The sequence below is a fragment of the Rhodococcus sp. HNM0563 genome (assembly GCF_012726195.1).
Lineage (GTDB): Bacteria > Actinomycetota > Actinomycetes > Mycobacteriales > Mycobacteriaceae > Rhodococcus.
Window position 1 is genome coordinate 116,959 of the sequence record NZ_JAASAF010000008.1, and the last position, 18,224, is coordinate 135,182.

Annotated in this window: 14 protein-coding genes; 8 read left to right on the top strand and 6 right to left on the bottom strand. The window is 64.6% G+C overall.

The window, feature by feature from the left end:
- Positions 1–3: 3 nt before the first annotated feature.
- Genes HCA61_RS18860 through HCA61_RS18870 form a run of 3 tightly spaced genes read right to left on the bottom strand, consistent with a single transcriptional unit; the run spans position 4 to position 3,430 of the window.
- Positions 4–741: a hypothetical protein gene (locus HCA61_RS18860; protein WP_169689731.1), complete on the bottom strand. Its 738-nt coding sequence runs from the start codon at positions 739–741 to the stop codon at positions 4–6.
- Positions 738–3,107, bottom strand: a complete 2,370-nt coding sequence (locus HCA61_RS18865; protein ID WP_169689732.1) for a hypothetical protein — start codon at positions 3,105–3,107, stop codon at positions 738–740. Before HCA61_RS18865 ends, HCA61_RS18860 begins: the two co-directional genes overlap by 4 nt.
- A gap of 17 nt (positions 3,108–3,124) precedes the next feature.
- Positions 3,125–3,430: a hypothetical protein gene (locus HCA61_RS18870; protein ID WP_169689733.1), complete on the bottom strand. Its 306-nt coding sequence runs from the start codon at positions 3,428–3,430 to the stop codon at positions 3,125–3,127.
- Between the two features lie 153 nt (positions 3,431–3,583).
- Between HCA61_RS18870 and HCA61_RS26865 the strand changes: the two genes are divergently transcribed.
- Both HCA61_RS26865 and HCA61_RS18880 read left to right on the top strand, forming a co-directional pair.
- Positions 3,584–6,694, top strand: a complete 3,111-nt coding sequence (locus tag HCA61_RS26865) for an AAA domain-containing protein (protein ID WP_169689734.1) — start codon at positions 3,584–3,586, stop codon at positions 6,692–6,694.
- 171 nt (positions 6,695–6,865) lie between these two features.
- A complete protein-coding gene (locus HCA61_RS18880) occupies positions 6,866–8,221 on the top strand; it encodes an MFS transporter (RefSeq protein WP_169689735.1) in 1,356 nt (451 codons plus the stop codon).
- Positions 8,222–8,359: 138 nt separating this feature from the next.
- Here the strand turns inward: HCA61_RS18880 and HCA61_RS18885 are convergent, their stop codons facing one another.
- A complete protein-coding gene (locus HCA61_RS18885; protein WP_169689736.1) occupies positions 8,360–8,788 on the bottom strand; it encodes a hypothetical protein in 429 nt (142 codons plus the stop codon).
- Between the two features lie 470 nt (positions 8,789–9,258).
- Here HCA61_RS18885 and HCA61_RS18890 point away from each other — a divergent pair, with 470 nt between their 5' ends.
- The 4 genes from HCA61_RS18890 to HCA61_RS18905 all read left to right on the top strand — a co-directional run bounded on the left by HCA61_RS18890 (position 9,259) and on the right by HCA61_RS18905 (position 12,938).
- Positions 9,259–9,540, top strand: a complete 282-nt coding sequence (locus tag HCA61_RS18890; protein ID WP_206040291.1) for a MarR family transcriptional regulator — start codon at positions 9,259–9,261, stop codon at positions 9,538–9,540.
- A 114-nt stretch (positions 9,541–9,654) separates the two neighbouring features.
- Positions 9,655–10,791, top strand: a complete 1,137-nt coding sequence (locus HCA61_RS18895) for a phosphatase PAP2 family protein (RefSeq protein ID WP_169689737.1) — start codon at positions 9,655–9,657, stop codon at positions 10,789–10,791.
- 225 nt (positions 10,792–11,016) lie between these two features.
- Positions 11,017–12,312, top strand: a complete 1,296-nt coding sequence (locus HCA61_RS18900) for a lipase family protein (protein ID WP_169689738.1) — start codon at positions 11,017–11,019, stop codon at positions 12,310–12,312.
- A gap of 260 nt (positions 12,313–12,572) precedes the next feature.
- Positions 12,573–12,938: a VOC family protein gene (locus HCA61_RS18905; RefSeq protein WP_169689739.1), complete on the top strand. Its 366-nt coding sequence runs from the start codon at positions 12,573–12,575 to the stop codon at positions 12,936–12,938.
- An 80-nt stretch (positions 12,939–13,018) separates the two neighbouring features.
- Here HCA61_RS18905 and HCA61_RS18910 read toward each other — a convergent pair whose 3' ends face one another.
- Positions 13,019–14,059 (bottom strand): SMP-30/gluconolactonase/LRE family protein, encoded by a 1,041-nt coding sequence (locus tag HCA61_RS18910; RefSeq protein WP_169689740.1) that lies wholly within the window; start codon positions 14,057–14,059, stop codon positions 13,019–13,021.
- Between the two features lie 122 nt (positions 14,060–14,181).
- A complete protein-coding gene (locus tag HCA61_RS18915) occupies positions 14,182–14,916 on the bottom strand; it encodes a ferritin-like domain-containing protein (RefSeq protein WP_206040292.1) in 735 nt (244 codons plus the stop codon).
- 72 nt (positions 14,917–14,988) lie between these two features.
- Between HCA61_RS18915 and HCA61_RS18920 the strand changes: the two genes are divergently transcribed.
- Together HCA61_RS18920 and HCA61_RS18925 are read left to right on the top strand one after the other, a co-directional pair.
- The gene (locus tag HCA61_RS18920) at positions 14,989–16,704 is read left to right on the top strand and encodes a CocE/NonD family hydrolase (RefSeq protein ID WP_169689741.1); all 1,716 of its coding nucleotides are present in this window, start codon (positions 14,989–14,991) and stop codon (positions 16,702–16,704) included.
- A gap of 49 nt (positions 16,705–16,753) precedes the next feature.
- Positions 16,754–18,151 (top strand): hypothetical protein, encoded by a 1,398-nt coding sequence (locus HCA61_RS18925; protein ID WP_169689742.1) that lies wholly within the window; start codon positions 16,754–16,756, stop codon positions 18,149–18,151.
- The last annotated feature ends 73 nt before the right edge of the window (positions 18,152–18,224 follow it).

Consider the following 18,224-nt stretch of genomic DNA (forward strand, 5'->3'; position numbering starts at 1 on the left):
CTCCTATTCATCATCTTCGACAACTGTGGGCCATCCGGGGTAGAACGGTTCGACGACGGGAGCTGCGGCGAGTCGTTCTGTTATGGGGGTGTCGAGGTTGTATCCAGGCATGCCGGTCACGCAGATACTCCACGGGTCTTCGTAACCCATCCGCTTGTCGGTGAAGCGTTCTACCTTCCAGTCGTCGAATACGTTCCAGGTGGGGTACGGCAGACGATGCTCATAGTCGAGAGTGGGTGAAGATCCCGTGGCTCGGTCGGTCTGTTCTATTCGAAGCGACATGTAGAAGGATGTCTCCATGCGGGTCCAGCCGGTTGTGGTGGGCTTGGCGGTTTGCATATGGACGCTGCAGACGTGGACTTCTGTGGCGGGCCGTCCCAGGTGGGTGGTGGATTCGACCTGGAGAATGTGGTGGGTGATCGTCCCGGTTCGCGGTGTAGGCGGGGACTTGTACGCGTGGGCGACATCCTTGAAGCCGGGATAGAGGGTGGCGGGGTCGGCGGTGCGATCGTAGTTGTTTTCGCTCTCGATATAGCCTCGGGTCACTTGTATCTCCGGTGAGTCGAGATTGACGCCGTCTGGTGCGGTCCAGCGATGGGACATGATCTTCGCGTCGGCTTCGAGTGCGGCGAAGGGGTCGGGCTCCGGCGAAGGTGGGGGAGCGGCCTGCGGTGTGCACGCTGAGATGACGGCGACGAGTGTCGCGGCGACGATGGTCGCGCGGGTACAGGGGTTCTTCATCGCGGGGCGTTCGGTTCTCTATTCGTGGGTGCGACACTTCCATACGCGTCGATGTAGTACTCGCGGAACGTTGAGAAGTCGATTCCGTATGTCTCTAGGGCCTTGTCTGCCAGGCCGGTGACCGCGTCGAGTGGCGGGTCGCTGGCCGGGTAGCGGAGAGTGCCGTCGGGACCGAGGAGGTCCAGCCTGCGCAGCTCGACTACTACCCGTTCATCGGAGGGCAACCCGTACCGTCCCACCGCATTCTCCAGCAGGTTGTACGCGTTCGGCGCGCTATATCGACTGAAGTCTCCCGTGAACGGCGTTGCTTCGGGGTCTTCGAATGCCGGTACGAACGTGTCTCGGATGGAGGTGCTGTTGACGTCCATCAGTAGTCCTACTGTGCCGCTGAGGCGAGGATCCAGTGCGACGAGGTTCCGGATGACCGTGTAGTTCGTGTTGAACGTGTCTTCCCGGCGTTGTTGCACGAACTCGTCGATCCGAGCCTGGTCGTCGAACATTTCCCTTCCGGCGTTGTAGATACCGGTGTCTAGCAGTGCTTGGAGACGACCCGCGTTGGAAGCACCGAGGTATGAGGGGCCTTCGACGAAATCGTCTGCGTAGTACCGCCCGAATGCGGTAGCTGCGCTTCCGAATGTGGCGCTGGATTCCTGGTCCGTTGCCATAAGTGTGAAGATGCGCCGCGCGGCTGCGTTGGTATTGGGCGATTCGAGGCTGTTTTCTTCCCACTCGCCTACGCCATCAGCCCTGACAAGCTCGGGGATGTACCCCTGCAACCCATCGGCGAATGCTCGAACCAGTCCGGGATTCACCTCGCCGATATTGGAGGTGTTCTCGCCGTGGACGTCCATCAAACGGTCGAAGTTGTCTTCGTGCGCAAGATACTGAGACAGGTGGAGGGCAGCACGCTCCGCTCGGTCGACACGTGCGGTGTCGCCGGCAGCGTGAGCGTCACCCATCTCGTGCGTCATCCAGTTGGTGAGGCGCCCCGCGGATTCCCCGCCGTCGTCCCAGGTATGAGTGAAGAGCCGTGTGAGAATGTCGTCGCGTTGGATATTTTTGGGGCTGTCCCCATGCAGGTCTCCTGCAAGCACACGGGCACTGACGTCGTGGTTACTCGTGGCGACGTCGAGCATCGATTCGCTGGCATGACCGACCGCGATGGGGATGGTGTCGTACGGTGTGTTGCCGGAACCGGTCGCATCGAGGACGGATACTTGGGAGGCGGCCGATTCGACGAGTTTCGTGCCGAGTTCGACGCCGGGAGTGCCGGTCCCCGTTCCGACGAACTCCCAGAATTCGCGCCCACGGATCACGGAGTCGATGTATGCGGCGTCAGCCGGATTGGAGAGCGCGTTGCGGTGTGCAGTGGCCGCGGCGCCTGGCTCGGACTCGAGCTCGCTCCGGATGTCGGGCGGCAGGGTATCCATGAATGCGGACAGGGTGGGCGGGACCTGGTAACCATCGAGCTGGGCCGAGCCCGGACGCGCTTCGACGAGGTCGCGGACGTCCTGTGGTAGGCGATCCCATCCGCCGCGCTCGTCGTTGATGTCGCGTACGTTTTCGTTCGACAGCGCGAGAATCCCGTTTGCGAGGCTGTCGCGAGCGTCGAGCGCCGAGGTACTGCCGTCGGCGAGGAGTTGCTGCTGCAACTCCATGACGCCGGTCGCTCCCGCTTCGCCGTAAAGATTCTCGAGGTAGTCGAACGCGCCTGCCGGAAGAGCGGTGACGACCTTCCCTGTCGAAAGTTCTTCGAGAGATTGCGGATCGAGTCCGGCTGCGGCGAGGTTCGTTGTGAATCGTGCCAGGTCCTCTGACGTGACCGTGCCGTCGTTGAGCATTGCCCAGTCGTGGGCGGCTTCGTCGGGTGAGAAGGCTGCTGGTGATGGTGTGACGTCGATGAGGTTCGAGACGATGCCGGCGATGCGGCGTGCATGGTCGTCGTCCACCTCACCGATCACGCGCAATGCGTCTTGAATCATGCCCCAATGCGCGGCGGCGTCGGGTTCTCCCTCGTAGACCCCTGTGAAGTCAGGCCCGGCGGTGACGCCCCCGTCACCGACAATGAAGCCGGCTCGTTCGGCGGCGGCGATTCTGTCGAGAGCCACACGGGCTGCGTGTGCGAGATCTTCGTCGGCTCTTCGTGTAGCGGAGGCGATTTCGCGTATTTCGTAGGAGATGGTGGTGTCGGACTTGCGTTCGCGGTCGAGGTGGTCTGCTGCGGCGTCGGCAGCGATACCCGTCCATGCAGACCAGAGGTCGTTGGTGGCTGCGTGGATCGAGTCGCGGGCGTCCTCGAGTCGGGTGGCGACCGACTCGGTCGAGGTCGCCTGTTCGGACAGTGCAGACCATGTCCATTGACGCACATCGGATACCGAGGGAATCACGCGGACACTGCCCTCGCGAGCTCGTCCCTCAAGTATTCGTCGGTTTGTGAGTAGTCCTCACACACGCGGTTCATGGTGTCGTGCAGTGCCCATGCCCGATCAGCGAGGATCAGCAGTGCGCGACGGGTTGCTGCCTCGGCGTCGCCGAGCGCCGCGGCGACGGATGAGACCTGCAGGTATCCGTTTGTCGAACGAGCCCTCATCGGTGAGGTGTCTATCTCGCAGATCTCTTCTGCATGCAGATCGAAGTGGCGTGACACCGACCGGATTTGTGGCAGGTCGGCTTCGAGCGTGTTGGTCATCCCCATGATCCCCCATCGATCGGTCCCCTTGTCCGATCCGCCACAGACTAGCGCCTCGGTCGGTGTCCGCCAATTCCGCGGTCGGCCGGTCGAGGTGTCGGCACCCTTCGCTAGGGTTCGCAGCCGATCTTGAATGCGCAGCGAGGGGGAGCGGTGGACGGGGAATATCGTCGGCAGAGCGACGTCATCGAGTTCTGGCGAGCGGTGGAGTTGTTCAGCCCTCAACAGGTACCGAAGGTCGACAAGTTCGACACCCTGTCGCCCGTGGAGAAGATGACCCTTCACGATCTGCTGCCGTGGGAACACGGCCACCGTCTGCGCCTACCGCCGCGCCGAGCCGGCTACGAGCGGCAGCACATCATCTATATCGGCGTGTACCGCATCGACGAAGTGTGGTCCGCTGTCGACGAGATCCTCGCCCCGGGCGACGAGAACTACGATCCACGGCTGTCGGGGGAATGCGCCCTGGCCGCACTTGTCGTCGACAGGTACGGCTGTATTGTTTCCGGGTCCGAAGTGCTGTCCGGGCTCGCGTGGGCGGCCGGGCGTACCTGCAACCCGGGCCCGGCTTCCACGTCCTGGCTGCACGGACTGGACGAAGCGCAGAAACTTCTGGCCGAACTCATCGACGACGAACAGCGCATCAACCCCCGTTGCGGATGCCGCCTCCCCCTGGACGCCGAACGGCTCTCGGCGATACGGCAACGTATCGCCGCGCTTGTGGGAGTGAACGGCATGATCGACTCCGCCGAGATCCGTGTCCGGTCGGTGGAGGTCAAGCAGTCCGACGGTGTCGACGGCACCGACTTTCTCAACAGTTTCATCGCCGCCGACCTGGGGACGGTGGCCGGTCGAGTCGCGGCCGGAGACATCGGCACAGGCCTCGCGCACTACCTCACCGAGGATGCAGCCCTCGACACGGCGCGCCGCGTCGACGTCAGTGCTGTGCCTGCTGCGTCGTTCATGGCGTGCCGACCCGAAGCAACTCCGCCCGGCCGGTGGCCAGGAAAACCCGAACATCCCTTGGCGCTCGGGCAGCAGTTCGCCGTCAACACAATAATGGATGAGTTACACAGCAACGCCGGGATTTTCGCGGTGAACGGGCCGCCGGGAACAGGGAAGTCGACGCTGCTGCGGGACCTCGTCGCCGCGGTCGTCGTCGAACGCGCCGATCGACTCGCACATCTCGCGAGCCCGGCCGACGCGTTCACGGCGACGCCACACCGCTGGAAAGCCGGCGAGTACACGAGGGTTGTGCAGCGGTGGACAGACGCCTTCCACGGATTCGAGATCGTGGTGGCCTCGTCCAACAACAGTGCTGTCGAGAACATCAGCTTCGAAATGCCCGCGGCGGACGCCATCGATTCCGACCGGTTCGACACCGACTATTTTGCAGACATCGCAACGGCGCTCTTGAACGACACCGGCAAGGATTCGAAGGCCTGGGGGTTGACCGCCGCCCGGCTCGGACGAAAGAGTTACCGCACCGGATTCACGAACACGCTCTGGTTCGACGAGAAGGGCAGCGGAAAGAAAGCCACTCGACGAGGACTGCAGTCGATCCTCAAGGAGTTCGAATCGGCCGGGCCGACCAGATCGTGGCACGACGCCGTCTCCGAGTATCGCCGCGCGCGGGACGTTGTCGCCGCGATGATCGACGAACGTCAGCACGGGTACGAGAGGTACTGTGAGCGAACCCACCGCGACAGCGAACTCCGAGGAGTGCTCGACCAAATAGCGGCCCACACAGAGACACTCCGCTCTGCGGCTGACATAGAGGTGGTGCAACGCGGTGCCATCGACCGTCTCTGGCAGGGCCGGGCCGCAGTCGAGAACGAACTCGCCGCGCACAACGAGCAGCGTGTCGCGTGGTGGCGGATGAGCCGCGGCGCACGTGAGCAGCGTCGGCGTTGGCAGTCGCACCGCACCCGATTGACCGACGCACTCGCGGGATGGGACGAGAAGTACACCGCCGCGTTCGTGGCACATCAGCAGACTCTCCAGAAACTGGTCGACCTGCAAAGCATCCACGGTCAACTCGTGCAGCGATCCGACGCAGTGCGGTATCGGCGTGACGAACTCGACCGCTCTCTCGGCGAGTTGCGTCAGCGATGGGGCCGGGCGATGCCTGGGCTCGAGTGGGCCGACGACCCGGCCCGGGAACTGGCGGCGCCCTGGTTGGACGAGGTCCTGAACGAGGCACGGTCGCGACTGTTCGTGGCCGCGCTCGACCTTCACAAAGACTTCCTCGCGCAGGTGCCGAAACAGATGCGTCAGAGCCTGCACGGGGCGATGGATGTGGTCGGGGAGAACGCGCCACACGACCTGGACCCGGCTGCCGTCGCCGATGCGTGGCGTGCGTTGTTCTTCGTCGTGCCGCTCGTGTCGACGACATTCGCCTCCTTCGACCGGGTGTTTCGCGGGCTCGGACGTGAAGCGCTCGGCTGGTTGCTCATCGACGAAGCCGGGCAGGCGACACCGCAGAACCCCGTAGGGGCGATCTGGAGGTCGCGACGGACCGTTGTCGTGGGCGACCCACTGCAACTCGAACCTGTGGTGACTCTGCCGTTCCGGGCACAGCAGGCGGTGCGGGGTGCGTTCGGCGTGGACGAACGGTGGTTGCCTGCGCGGTCGTCGACACAGTCCATCGCCGACCGTCTCACACGGTGGGGAACGACCTTGCCAGGCGACGACGAACCGATCTGGGTAGGTGCGCCCCTGCGTGTGCACCGGCGATGTGCCGAGCCGATGTTCTCTGTCGTCAACACCATCGCGTACGGCGGCACGATGATCCACGGAGGGAATCCGCAACCGGACCGTGAACTGCCGCCGTCGCAGTGGTACGACGTGACCGGGACGTCGAACGGCCACTTCGTGCAGGCCGAACACGACCGACTCGTCGAACTTCTCGAGGACCTGATGAGCAGGGATCATCCGATGAACGACGTGATCGTGCTCAGTCCGTTCAAGGACGTCGCGCGACGTCTCGCGGGGCTTCGTTCCCGGTACGACGGGATTACCGCCGGAACCGTGCACACCGCACAGGGACGGGAGGCGAAGGTCGTCGTCCTGGTGTTGGGAGGCGACCCGGCCCGTGAAGGCGCGAAGCGGTGGGCGTCGTCGAAACCGAACCTTGCAAACGTTGCCGTGAGCAGGGCGAAGCAGCGCCTGTATGTGATCGGGGATCGTTCGGCGTGGTCGCGGCACCCGCGGTTCGATGTGCTAGCAAGGGAATTGGGCGGCAACCCTGCGCGTAGTCGGTGACTTACCAGAACCGAACACCGCGCGCAGGTGTGGGCCGCGATACGGGCCAGACATGTCAGGACCAACCTCAGTTTCCGCTGAACGGAAATCGGTATGTAATTGCTCCGCATGGTTCGGAAGGGTCGCAGTTGTGACGTGAGTCATGACACAACTAGTGATTCGGAGTGATGAATGAACCCACGCGTGCCGGCGTCGGTCGAAGAGCCACACTCGTCTCGTGACGCCAAGACGGTGGTCGATCGATCACAACTGCGTAAGGTCACCTTGTCGAGCCTCCTGGGTACGACGATCGAGTACTATGACTTCTTGCTCTACAGCACGATGGCTGCCTTGGTACTGGGCGATCTGTTCTTCCCCGCGTCCAATTCGGCGGTCTCGACCATCGCGGCCTTCGGAACCCTCGCTGCCGGCTATGTTGCACGGCCGATCGGTGGTCTGATCTTCGGGCATTTCGGCGACAAACTGGGCCGCAAGTCGATGCTCGTGATCACGATGGTCATGATGGGTATCGCGAGCTTCGCCATCGGGGTGCTACCCACATACGAGCAGATCGGTGTGCTGGCGCCGATCCTCCTCGTGACGATGCGCGTGGTGCAGGGCGTCGCGGTGGGCGGCGAGTGGGGTGGTGCCGCGTTGATGGTCGCCGAGCACGCAGATCCCCGTCGTCGCGGGTTCTGGACCGGGCTCATGCAGCTCGGCTCGCCTGTCGGCTTCCTGCTGTCCACGCTGGCAGTGATGATCGCGACGCTGCTGCCCGACGAGTCGTTCAACTCGTGGGGGTGGCGTATCCCATTCCTCGCGAGCGCATTGCTGCTGGTGATCGGCCTCTACATCCGGATGAGCGTGGTCGAGAGCCCTGTGTTCGAGGTTGCCGCGGAAAAGGCGAAGGAAGCTGCTGCAGCGAAACCTCCTGTGCTGCAACTCTTGCGCAGTCCGCGGCCACTGATTCTCGCATGCGCGGTGGGAATCGGTCCGTTCGCGCTGACTGCGCTGATCACGTCGCACATCATCTCGTATACGAAGACCATCGGGTATGACACGTCGACGGTCATGCGCGTCCTCGTTGTGATGTCGATGGTGTCGATCGTCGCGATCCCGGGTTTCTCGACCTTGTCGGACCGGATCGGCAGGCGTGCTGTGAGCCTCACCGGCGCTGCCGCGGCGGTGCTGTATGCGTTCCCGCTGTACGCGCTGATCAACTCGGGCGACACCACGCTACTGGTGATCGGCCTACTGCTCGGGCAGGTCATTCAGTCGGCGATGTATGCGCCGCTCGCTCCACTCCTGTCGGAACTCTTCGGCACGGGAGTCCGCTACACGGGGGTTTCGCTCGGCTACCAGCTCTCGAGCCTGATCGGTGCCGGCTTCACTCCACTGATCGCGGCGAGTCTGCTGGCGGCTTCGGACGGGTCGAGCCTACCGCTCAGCTTGTTGCTTGCGATCACGGCAGGCATCACGATCATCGCTGCATGGGTGGCGTCGGAGACGAGTGGGAAGGATCTTACGACCGGCGAGCACGTCGGCTGAGCGTCAGGTGGGCACGGAGGTCACCGCGATGGCGTGCTCCGTGACCAGGATCGTGGGCCTCCGGGCCGGTGTTACAGGCCGTGAGTCATGGAAACAATTCGTGGACAAGATCTTCGGCGGACAACGCCCTGCCCGGCTTCAATCCTCGGTGGAATATTCGTCGCTGGACGAACGATATTGCACCAAGAGCAAGCGGATCAGGCCGACGGCGACGATGGCCTGGCCCAGCATCAGTGCCGACGGCAGGACGATCAGTTCCCAGCCGGTCGACGCGAACGCCAGCGCCCACACGATGATCGCGGTGGCCAGCGCGATGGTTGTCAGCTGACCGACTCCCATGAGGATCATCGCCCATCCGCGCAGGCGCCGCTGAACGATGCAGACAGCACCGGCAACGGCTCCGGCGAACGAGGTGGGTATCCCGAGCAGGGTCGGAAAGACCACCATGATCTCGACGCCGCCTCCGACTTCGACCACCCCCGCGAACACCAACTGCGGAACGGCGAAAAGCCAGATCGGTACTGTGCACAGAACCGAGATGATCGACACGGTGCGGAGCATCTGCATCAGGTGAACGTATCCGAAGTGGGCCGCTGACGGCGGGTCCCTCGTCCGGACTGTCGGCGTCCCACTCGATCCTCACGCCGGGGGCGCTTGCTGCGGAGCCGATTTCGTCGTGGGCGTGGTGAGGCCCTCTCCGGATAGCGAACCGAGATCGACGTCTCGACCGGCGAGTAGCAGAAGGAGGGTAAGCATCGGTCCTCGGATCTCAGGTCCGGTGCCTGTCGACCACGCGATGTCGGTCGCGCAGAGATGCGATGCGCTGAAGCGGTTCTTCTGGAACACTTTCGACTTCCATCCTGTACCGAAGGACGCGATGTGTGTCGCGGCGTCTGCGGCCACCTCCGGCGAGACGCTCAGCGTGCGGCCGAGTGGGATCGCGATGTCCTGTCCATGGACGAGAATGTCGACGAGCGGTTCGCGAGGGGAGAGTCTAGGCCCGTATCGCTGCCAGGATCGGACCCGGCGGGACGAGGTTGTCCGGACTCGCCGAGCAGGCCCTGGTCTCCAAGCAGACCGCCACGCACCTCGTGGACCAGCTCGAACGCGCAGGATACGTCGAACGAGTAGTCGACCCAGCCGATGCCCGCGCTCGCCTCGTCCGGATCTCACCGCGCGGCGAGGAACTGGTTGCCGTTGCCCGCGCCGAGGAAGCCGAAATCGACAAGGACTGGACGAAGCACCTCGGAGCCCAGCGCATGCACGACCTACGCGAGACACTGACGCTGTTGCGCGGCATCACCGATCCGTCGACATGATCCGAGTTCTACTTCGATAGGTGCGCCGGTCGGAGCGAAGCGAAACCTATACATTCCATGCACGCTGTAGGTAGTCTCCCGAACGGCCGTCCAGGTTCGGGAAGGGACAACTCGATGAAGCTCCTCAGATGCGCTGGTGCCGTCGCGGTGGCAACGACGATGACGTTGTCGGGAACGCTGGCTCACGCCGACCCGGCGCCCCCGGTCGCCGAGCCGTACACCCTGCAGGAGCTCGTCGGTCCGTACCCGTCCGACCTTCCCGCGCGTGGCACCTTCATTCCGGTACTCGACGGATTCACCGGGATCCGCGATACCCGACCTGACCTGATGCAACGCAATCTCGATCGGACCGTGGAGATCAACAACGGTGCGTCGGCAGTTGCTCAGCAGCGGGCATTGTTCGACAGCAACCACGAACGACTGGTGTCGTTATCGGACGGTTTCGGCGAGGGGCTCGGCGAGGCGTTCCGCACCGCCCTCCATGAGGGCCGACTGCCCAAGGTGCAGGCGCTTCTCGGAGGTGAGCTCAGTCGCGCCGTCGGCATCGCGAACCTTTCCCTCCTGGAGAAGCAGCACTGGAGCAATCCGCGGCCGTTCGAGGTGGCGCCCGACCGGATCCACTACTACTTCGGTGACGGAGTCAGCGGCGCCGCCGATCCATACGCCGAGGTCGGTGGGACGAGCTCGTACCCGTCGGGCCATACATCGAGTTCGTATCTGATCGGCATCCTGCTGGCGGACATGCTTCCGGAATTGGCACCGCAGATCCTCACCAGAGCATCCGAGGTGGGCAACAGCCGGATCGTGCTCGGTGTGCACTACCCCCTCGACGTCATGGGCGGGCGCATCATGGGCCACGCTGCGGCTGCGGACCGGTTGAGTGATCCGGCATTCGCACGCTTGGTGGATGAAGCCGCGGCCGAGCTGCGGGCAGCGCTCGAATGGTCGGTGGGTGAGCCGCTCGACGAGTACATCTCATCCGACACGCCGTATCGCCCGATCGGTACCGCGCTCGCCGAGTACAACGAACGGATGACGTACGGATTCGATCGGATCGATCCGTCGATGACGAACGACATTCCTGCCGAAGCCGCAGTACTGTTGCGTGGCGTCGCCCCCGACCTCACCGACGACGAGCGGCTCGACATCCTGCGGCGCACCGCGATCCCCGCGGGCTATCCGCTGGATCAGGCGGGGCCGAATGGCGGGTGGTTGCGTATCGATCTCGCCGCAGCGTACGAAGCCGTCTGACGCGGAGCGGTTTCCCATCTGGGCACGGTGGGCTTGTCGATCGATTCTTCGATTGCTGCGACAACCGGCGCAGGCTCGACAATCATGTGAGACAGGTGCGCGAGAAGCGTTGGTGTGACGTTCGCTCCGCAGGTCTGTCCCGTCCCGGTTCTTCGTCGCCTCCGACGATGGACGACGCTCCACCTGGGCCCCGGGTGGGAGTGCCGTCCGAGACAGGCGACCATCATGCCCCGAACCCGCTCGTTCTCCGGCGCAGCGCGGAATTGTGCTTCTGCCGTGTTAACCGCCGCTGTCCTGCTTTCCGCCGGTGTGGGTAGCGTGACCGCGCAGCCCTCGGCCCCGATAGTGGTTCCGTTACCGTCGGCCGACCCGTTCTACACGTACGACGGACCGTTGGACGGCGTCGCACCTGGCGCGGTGCTCGACACCCGGACGGTGCCATACGGGTTCCATGATCAGGCCACACCCATCACGAGCACTCAGGTGCTCTACCGAACCACCGACCAATTCGACCGGCCGACCACGACGGTCGCGACGGTTCTACGACCCTTGGTGCCCGGACCGGAACGGATGATCTCGTACCACATGGCATACGACGCGCTCGGGTCCGAGTGCGATCCCTCCTACACTCTCACCGGGCACGGCACCTACAGTCAGGCAGGCACGTTCGAGCAGGCCGTGATCACCGGCTATCTCGCGTCCGGATACACCGTCGTCGTGCCGGACTACGAGGGCCCGGACCTCGAGTGGACCATCGGACGCCAGTCCGGGTACGCCGCGCTCGACGGAGTGCGTGCCGCGGAGTCGGTTCTGGGACTTCCCGCGTCGACACCGGTGGGATTGGCCGGTTACTCCGGTGGCTCGGTGCCCACCCAGTGGGGCGCCGAGGTTGCACCGACGTATGCGCCCGAGCTGAACATCGTCGGCGCGGCGGCGGGTGGCCTGCCGGTGAACTTGGCCCACAATCTGCCCTACGTCAGTGGCAGCGCGGGCTGGGCGGGTGTCATCCCTGCTCTGCTCGTCGCGTATCAGCGCACCTACGGCCTCGACACCGCGGCATTTCTCAACCCGTACGGGCAGCGGATCGTCGACACGGTCAGCTCACAGTGCATCAACGCATTCGCAGCGAAATACCCGGGGTTGACCGACACCGAGATGCTCCGGGCGCCCTACACGTCGCTGCTCGAGGTGCCCGGCGTGGTCCGTGCCATCAACGACAACATCATGGGCACGGCGGGTACTCCGCGGGTGCCGATGCTGCTGGCGGTCGGAGACGTCGACGGTACCGGTGATTCGGTGATGATCACCGCCGACGTCGAAGGTTTGGCACACCAGTATTGCGAACGTGGTGTCGACGTCACCTATGTGCAGTACGACCGACTCTCGCACGGTGAGGCATTCATGCCGTTCCAAGCGCAAACGGCGCAGTTTTTCACCGACCGCTTCGCCGGCGCACCACCGGCCGGGAACTGTGCCGTGGTCGGGCCCGGAAACGACCTCGCCCCCACACCGGTTCCGTGACCGCCGGATCCCGCGCATTTCGGCCCAACCTGCCACTCGGCTGGGAAGGCGTCCGCACAAGATGGCGGCGTCCAGTGATCGATGCGTTTGCCGCACATATAGACAGAAGCGTCGTTCCGGAAAGGTTGTTTCTGTCTACAGGTGACGCGGAACCGTGACGCGACGTGCACGACGGTCTTGACGCCTGAACCGCTACGAGGATGACCGTTCCTGTAGTGGAATCGGATGGAATGCGGCCGAATCAGAAGGAGATTCCAGACATGCGCCCTACCGGCCTCACCGCAAATCTGAACGTCCCGAGTATCGAGGAAGCCCGCAGCTTCTATGCCGACTATCTCGGGCTTTCCGTCGAGGAGATGAATCTGGGATGGGTCGCCCGGTTCACCACCCCGGACGGGCGCGCCACCGTGCAATTGGTGAGCGGCGACGAGAGTGCGCCCGTGGATTCCGCATTGTCCATCCACGTCGGCGACGAGGTAGAAGCCGCCTACGAGGACGCGCAACGGCGCGGGTTCGAAATCGTGTACCCGCTGACGACGGAGCCGTGGGGCGTGCGGCGGTTCTTCGTGCGCGCGCCGGACGGCACCGTGGTCAACATCGTGAGCCACTCGGACGACGGTCAATAGCTTTGGATCAGAGACTGCACTGACAACATGCGTGACGACTCAGCACCTGTCCGGAGGTGGGACCGCGGCGTTGACGGACTTCACGTTCCGCGCCGAGACCGTGACACGACGTGGGTCACTGCGATCGCGCGCTCGTGCAGACTGCCGAGGATCAGGGTGCCGTCGTGTTCGACGACTCCGGTGACCATGGCGTAGTCGGCTCCGTTCTGCTGCAGGTCGTGGACGATCGAACCGTCCGCTGCCACCCCCAGCACCCACGCGGTGCGGGAAGGGGCGGGCAAGAGCCGCTCGGGCAACATCCACAACGCTCTGCGTAAGAGACCAGGAAGCGGAAGTAGAGTGTCCAGCACAGGGTTTCGTGGTGATGCGAGAGTTACCCAGATCAATCCGTCGCTGCCGAGGGCGATGTTGTCGGGGAAGCCGGGCAGGTTGTCCACCAATGTTTCCCGGGTGCCGGCCTCGGGGCCGCGCAGCCAGTAGCGGTTGAGTCGGTAGGCGGCAGTTTCTGCGACGATCAACGCCGAGCGGTCGGGCGTCAATGCCACGCCATTGGCGAACTGCAAACCGTCGAGCAGCGTCTCCACTTCGCCCTCGGGTGACAGGCGGAACAAGCGGCCGGTGCCGGAGTGTTCGACCAGGTCGCCCATCCACTGCTCCAGCGGCCACCGACGCGAGGATGCGGTGAAGTAGATCGTTCCGTCATCGGGGTCGGCGACCACATTGCTCGCGAAGTTCAGTGGCTCGTTGTCGACCGTGTCGACCAACACCGTGACCGAATGTCCCGGACCGGGCCAGTGCAGAAGTCCGCGCTCAGCGTCGCACACGAGCAGCGACCCGTCCGCGCCCGCGTGGAGGCCCAGTGGGCGACCGCCCGTGTCGAGCACGGCGGTGACCTTTTCGGTGTCGATGTCGACGCGCAGAATCTCGCCGGTATCGATACCGGTGTAGATGCATCCATCTGCGCCGAGAACAACGTCTTCGGGGCCGCCCCCTGACAGCGCGATCCGTCGTACCGGCGGTAGCGGGGGTGTGCTCGTTTTCCTCTTTGCTCGCGCTGGTGCGGAGGGCGGTGCCCAACGGTGAGGAAGAAGCCGCGTCGAGGAACGGGAAGTTGCGGTCATGTCATCTACTCCTACGACGCACGCGAGGTGAGCGTGATGGTACGGCGCTTCTTGCACATCCTTGTCGAACGGATGTGTCGGTGCAGGAGGTCGCTCGCGGTCAGGCGCTGCAACGTACGTCGCTAATTCCCGGTCGAGCTCTGTGTCCTGAGGCCGCTGGCGGCCGAACCGGACGTGAACACCTCTGCGGTGGCACTGCCGAACAACCGCATGGTGTCGGAGATGAAGGCTCGCCGCGTCACTCCCGTCGCGCGTAGGGCCGGCCCGTGGTCGAATGCGACGACCACCGCAACAGCACGCGCGAGGACGCGCCAGCCTTGCATGACCGCCACGCGGATCGACGCTGATGTATGAGCGAATCCGACACGCAGGCGATGGCACTGGAACGGGACGTGGTGGTGCTCGTCGTCGAGGATTCGCTCCGACACGTCGACCAGCAGCGCGTCGTCTCCGCCCTCGGCGAGGGCGCGGTAATAGCGCAGTGCGACGACCTCCGCGATGGTCAGGACCATGAGTTCGAACCGTAGACCCGTCAGCCGGCGGAGCTGCACGAAAGTGGTGTCGGACCAGTGCCGGCCAATTATCGGAATGCCGGCGGATTGCAGAAGTGACGCCAGCATCCGCGCATGGTTCTGCTCCTCGGCGACGAACAGTCGCACCGCGGCGGCATAGTCGGAGTTTCCTGCGGCATCGGCCTTTGCGATCAGGTGAGCTCCGTCGCCGCTCTCTCCGACCTGGAACTTCTGCAGACTCCGCGCCACCGCAGGATGCAGACGGCAGTCGTGGGACCAGTCCGGATCGGGTGTAACGGCGCGCCGCGACGCTCTTGCCATGAAGTCGGCGCACCAGGTCTCCATGAAGAAAGAGTAGCGCCGCCTGTGGCCGTACGTCATTGACCCAGAACGGTATTTCGGTGAAACTGACCCACCATGGGGATCGCAGGGGCGGGTATCGGTGGTCTGAGCACGCTACGTCAACGTCTCGGCCGTTGGATTCAGGCCAAGACCATCAAGGGGCTCGAACCCGGACCATACGACATCGAGGTCCGTAAGAATCTCCGCGTCCCGATGGACGACGGCGTCATCCTCCTCGCCGACCTCATCACCCCGATCGGCGACGTCGATCCGCGCCTGCCCACCGTCGTGATTCGCGGACCCTACGGGCGCAGCGGTGCGGTGGCGGGTTCCGCGCGCGCTCTCGCCCGCGAGGGTTTCCGGGTGTTGTTCCAGAGTTGCCGAGGCACGTGGGGGTCCGAAGGAGAATTCACCCCGCAGATCGACGAACAGCGCGACGGTATGGCCACACACCGCTGGGTCCGCGCCCAGCCGTGGCACACCGGGCCGGTCGCGACCTACGGCCCCAGCTACATGGGATTCACCCAATGGGCGGTGGCCGCAGAACTCGAACGTGTGGACCCCGACAACGCTCCGGACGCGCTCTGCCTACTCGTCACCATGCCCGACTTCGGTGCGATCACCTGGGACAACGGCGCATTCTCCATGCGCAATGCACTCGGCTGGACACAGATGATGGACAGGATGAACCACCGGGAGTTTCTCCCGCTGCTGCTGGGGCTCCGCGGCCCGGATTCCAGACTGCGGACGGCGTTCGACGTGCTGCCGCTGACTGCCGGCGACGTCGCAGCGAACGGGCGGCAGGTGGGCTGGTACCAGGATTGGGTCACCCGCGAGGACCTCGCCGACCAGTACTGGACCCAACAGTCGCACACCGCGTCAGTTCCCGAGGTCGCCGCGCCCACCTTCATGGTCACTGGCTGGTACGACATCTTCCTGCCCTGGCAACTACACAACTACGCCCAGCTCGCCGCGGTTGGCAGACCGCCGCGCCTGACCGTGGGGCCGTGGGCCCACCAGTCCCGCGGTATGGCCGCGCCGACGATCACGGGCACAGTCGAGTTCCTGAAGGAGCAGTTTGCCGACGCGCCCACCACACGCGTCGCACCGGTTCGTGCGTTCCGCACCGGCGCCGACGAATGGCACGATCTGGCTACGTGGCCACCCGAAGGCGTTTCCACCGAATGCCTGTTCCTTCTGCCCTCCAGCAGACTCGGACCCGACAAGCCCGCTGGTGGCAGCACCACCTACATCTACGACCCCTCCGATCCCACTCCTGCCCTCGGCGGCCCGAGTCTGGATCCGAAATCGGATCCGGTGGACAACACCGAACACGAGCGCCGGGCCGATGTCGTAGTGTTCCGCGGTGACGTCCTCGCCGAACCGCTGACTGTCGCCGGTGAACCTGTGGCCCGTATCCGATTCCGCTCCTCGCAGCCCAGCGCCGACCTGTTCGTCCGCATCTGCGATGTGCATCCGGACGGTCGTGCGATGACGGTGTGCGATGGGATCCGCCGGATCGGCTCCGTAGGAACGAAAGGCACCGATCCCGAAGCGGATTCGGATGGATTCCGCATCGTCGAGGTACGCCTGTGGCCGACCTTCCATGAGTTCGCCGCCGGTCACCGCATCGGGATTCAGATCAGCTCCGGCGCGCATCCGCGCTACGCTCGCAACCCGGGATCGGGTGAACCCGCTGCCACCGCGACCGCGCTCCACCGGGCGGAGCAGGAGCTCTCCCACGAATCGGCCACGCCGTCGTGTATCGAACTCCCGACGTGGTCGCTTTGATCGCTGTCTCCGTTTGCGGGATATGGCTCATGCCGGCTGCGGTGTAGCCATGACCGAGTCGAACGAGCGGCTGTATCCGGATTCCGACCTCGAGGCCCGGTTGGTGGAATGGCTGCCGCACCAGCGGTGGTGTGCCGCGAAGGGGCACAGGATCACCGGCGTGAGAGTCGTGTTGCGACAACCCCTGGCCGAGGAGTCAGGGTTCGGCGCCGACCACGTGCTGGTGGCGGTCACGTTCGACTCCGCACCCGAACAGATCTATCAGGTGCCCCTCGGCTATCGATCGCACCTGCCGGACGAACTGGCACCGTCGACGATCGCCGCTCCGGATGAGGCAGCCGGCCGCTCCGTGTTCGTCTACGACGGGCTCCGCGACCAGGAGATCATCGGTCTGTATGCGAACAGCAGCTTGGCGCGTGGCGCGACCCGCGGTCCCATCGAACTACACACCGTCCCGGGCACCGTGATCGAGCCGGGGATGCGGGGGCGCGCACTGAGGGTCGAACAGTCGAACACCTCGGTGGCACTCGGAGAACAGTTGCTGCTCAAGATGTTCCGCCGCGTTACTTTGGGGATCAATCCCGACGTCGAACTCCATCTCGCGCTTGCCGCGGGCCAGTGTCGGTCGGTCGCGCCGATCCGCGCATGGCTCGAGGCGGATATCGAGGGTGTGCGTACCACTCTCGCGATGGTTCAAGACTTCGCGGCGAACTCCGCCGACGGTTGGTCGATGGCCTTAGGAAGCGTCCGCGACCTGCTCCTCGAGGGTGATCTGCGCGCCGACGAGGTCGGCACCGACTTCGCAGGTGAGGCGCACCGGATCGGTGTCGCGGTCGCGGAGGTCCACGCTCATCTCGCAGAGGGTCTCGGCGTCTCGGAGCGCCCGGCATCGGACCTCGCTGCGGGTATGGTGCGCCGGCTGGATGCCGCAGCCGCTGAAGTGGACGAACTCGCGGTTTTCGTGCCCGGCGCGCGGGCGCTGTTCGAGGAGGTGGCGGCACTCGACCCGATTACGGTGCAACGCATCCACGGCGATCTGCACCTGGGTCAGGTTTTGCGGACACCCGAGCGGTGGCTGCTCATCGACTTCGAGGGAGAGCCGGCGAAGCCACTGGCCGAACGGAGGGAGCCGGACACGGCGCTGCGTGATGTGGCCGGCATGTTGCGGTCGTTCGACTATGCGGCGCATCATGCGGTGCGCGAAAGTGAAACCGAGGGTGTCGCGTCCCAGCGGGAGTTCCGGGCGGGGGAGTGGGCGCAACGCAGTTCCGCCGCGTTCTGCGACGGCTACGCTGCTACCGCCGGATCCGATCCGCGAGAGGTCGGTGTCCTGCTCCGCGCATACGAGGTGGACAAAGCGGTCTACGAGGTGGTGTACGAGGCGCGGAACCGGCCGACGTGGTTGAGGCTGCCGCTCAATGCCATTCGACGACTGACTCGGCCGTGACTGCGGTGCCCTTCCCGGCCCCCTTGCACCGTGATCCACTTCACCCGGTAGATCGTGGACTTTTGTATTGCGC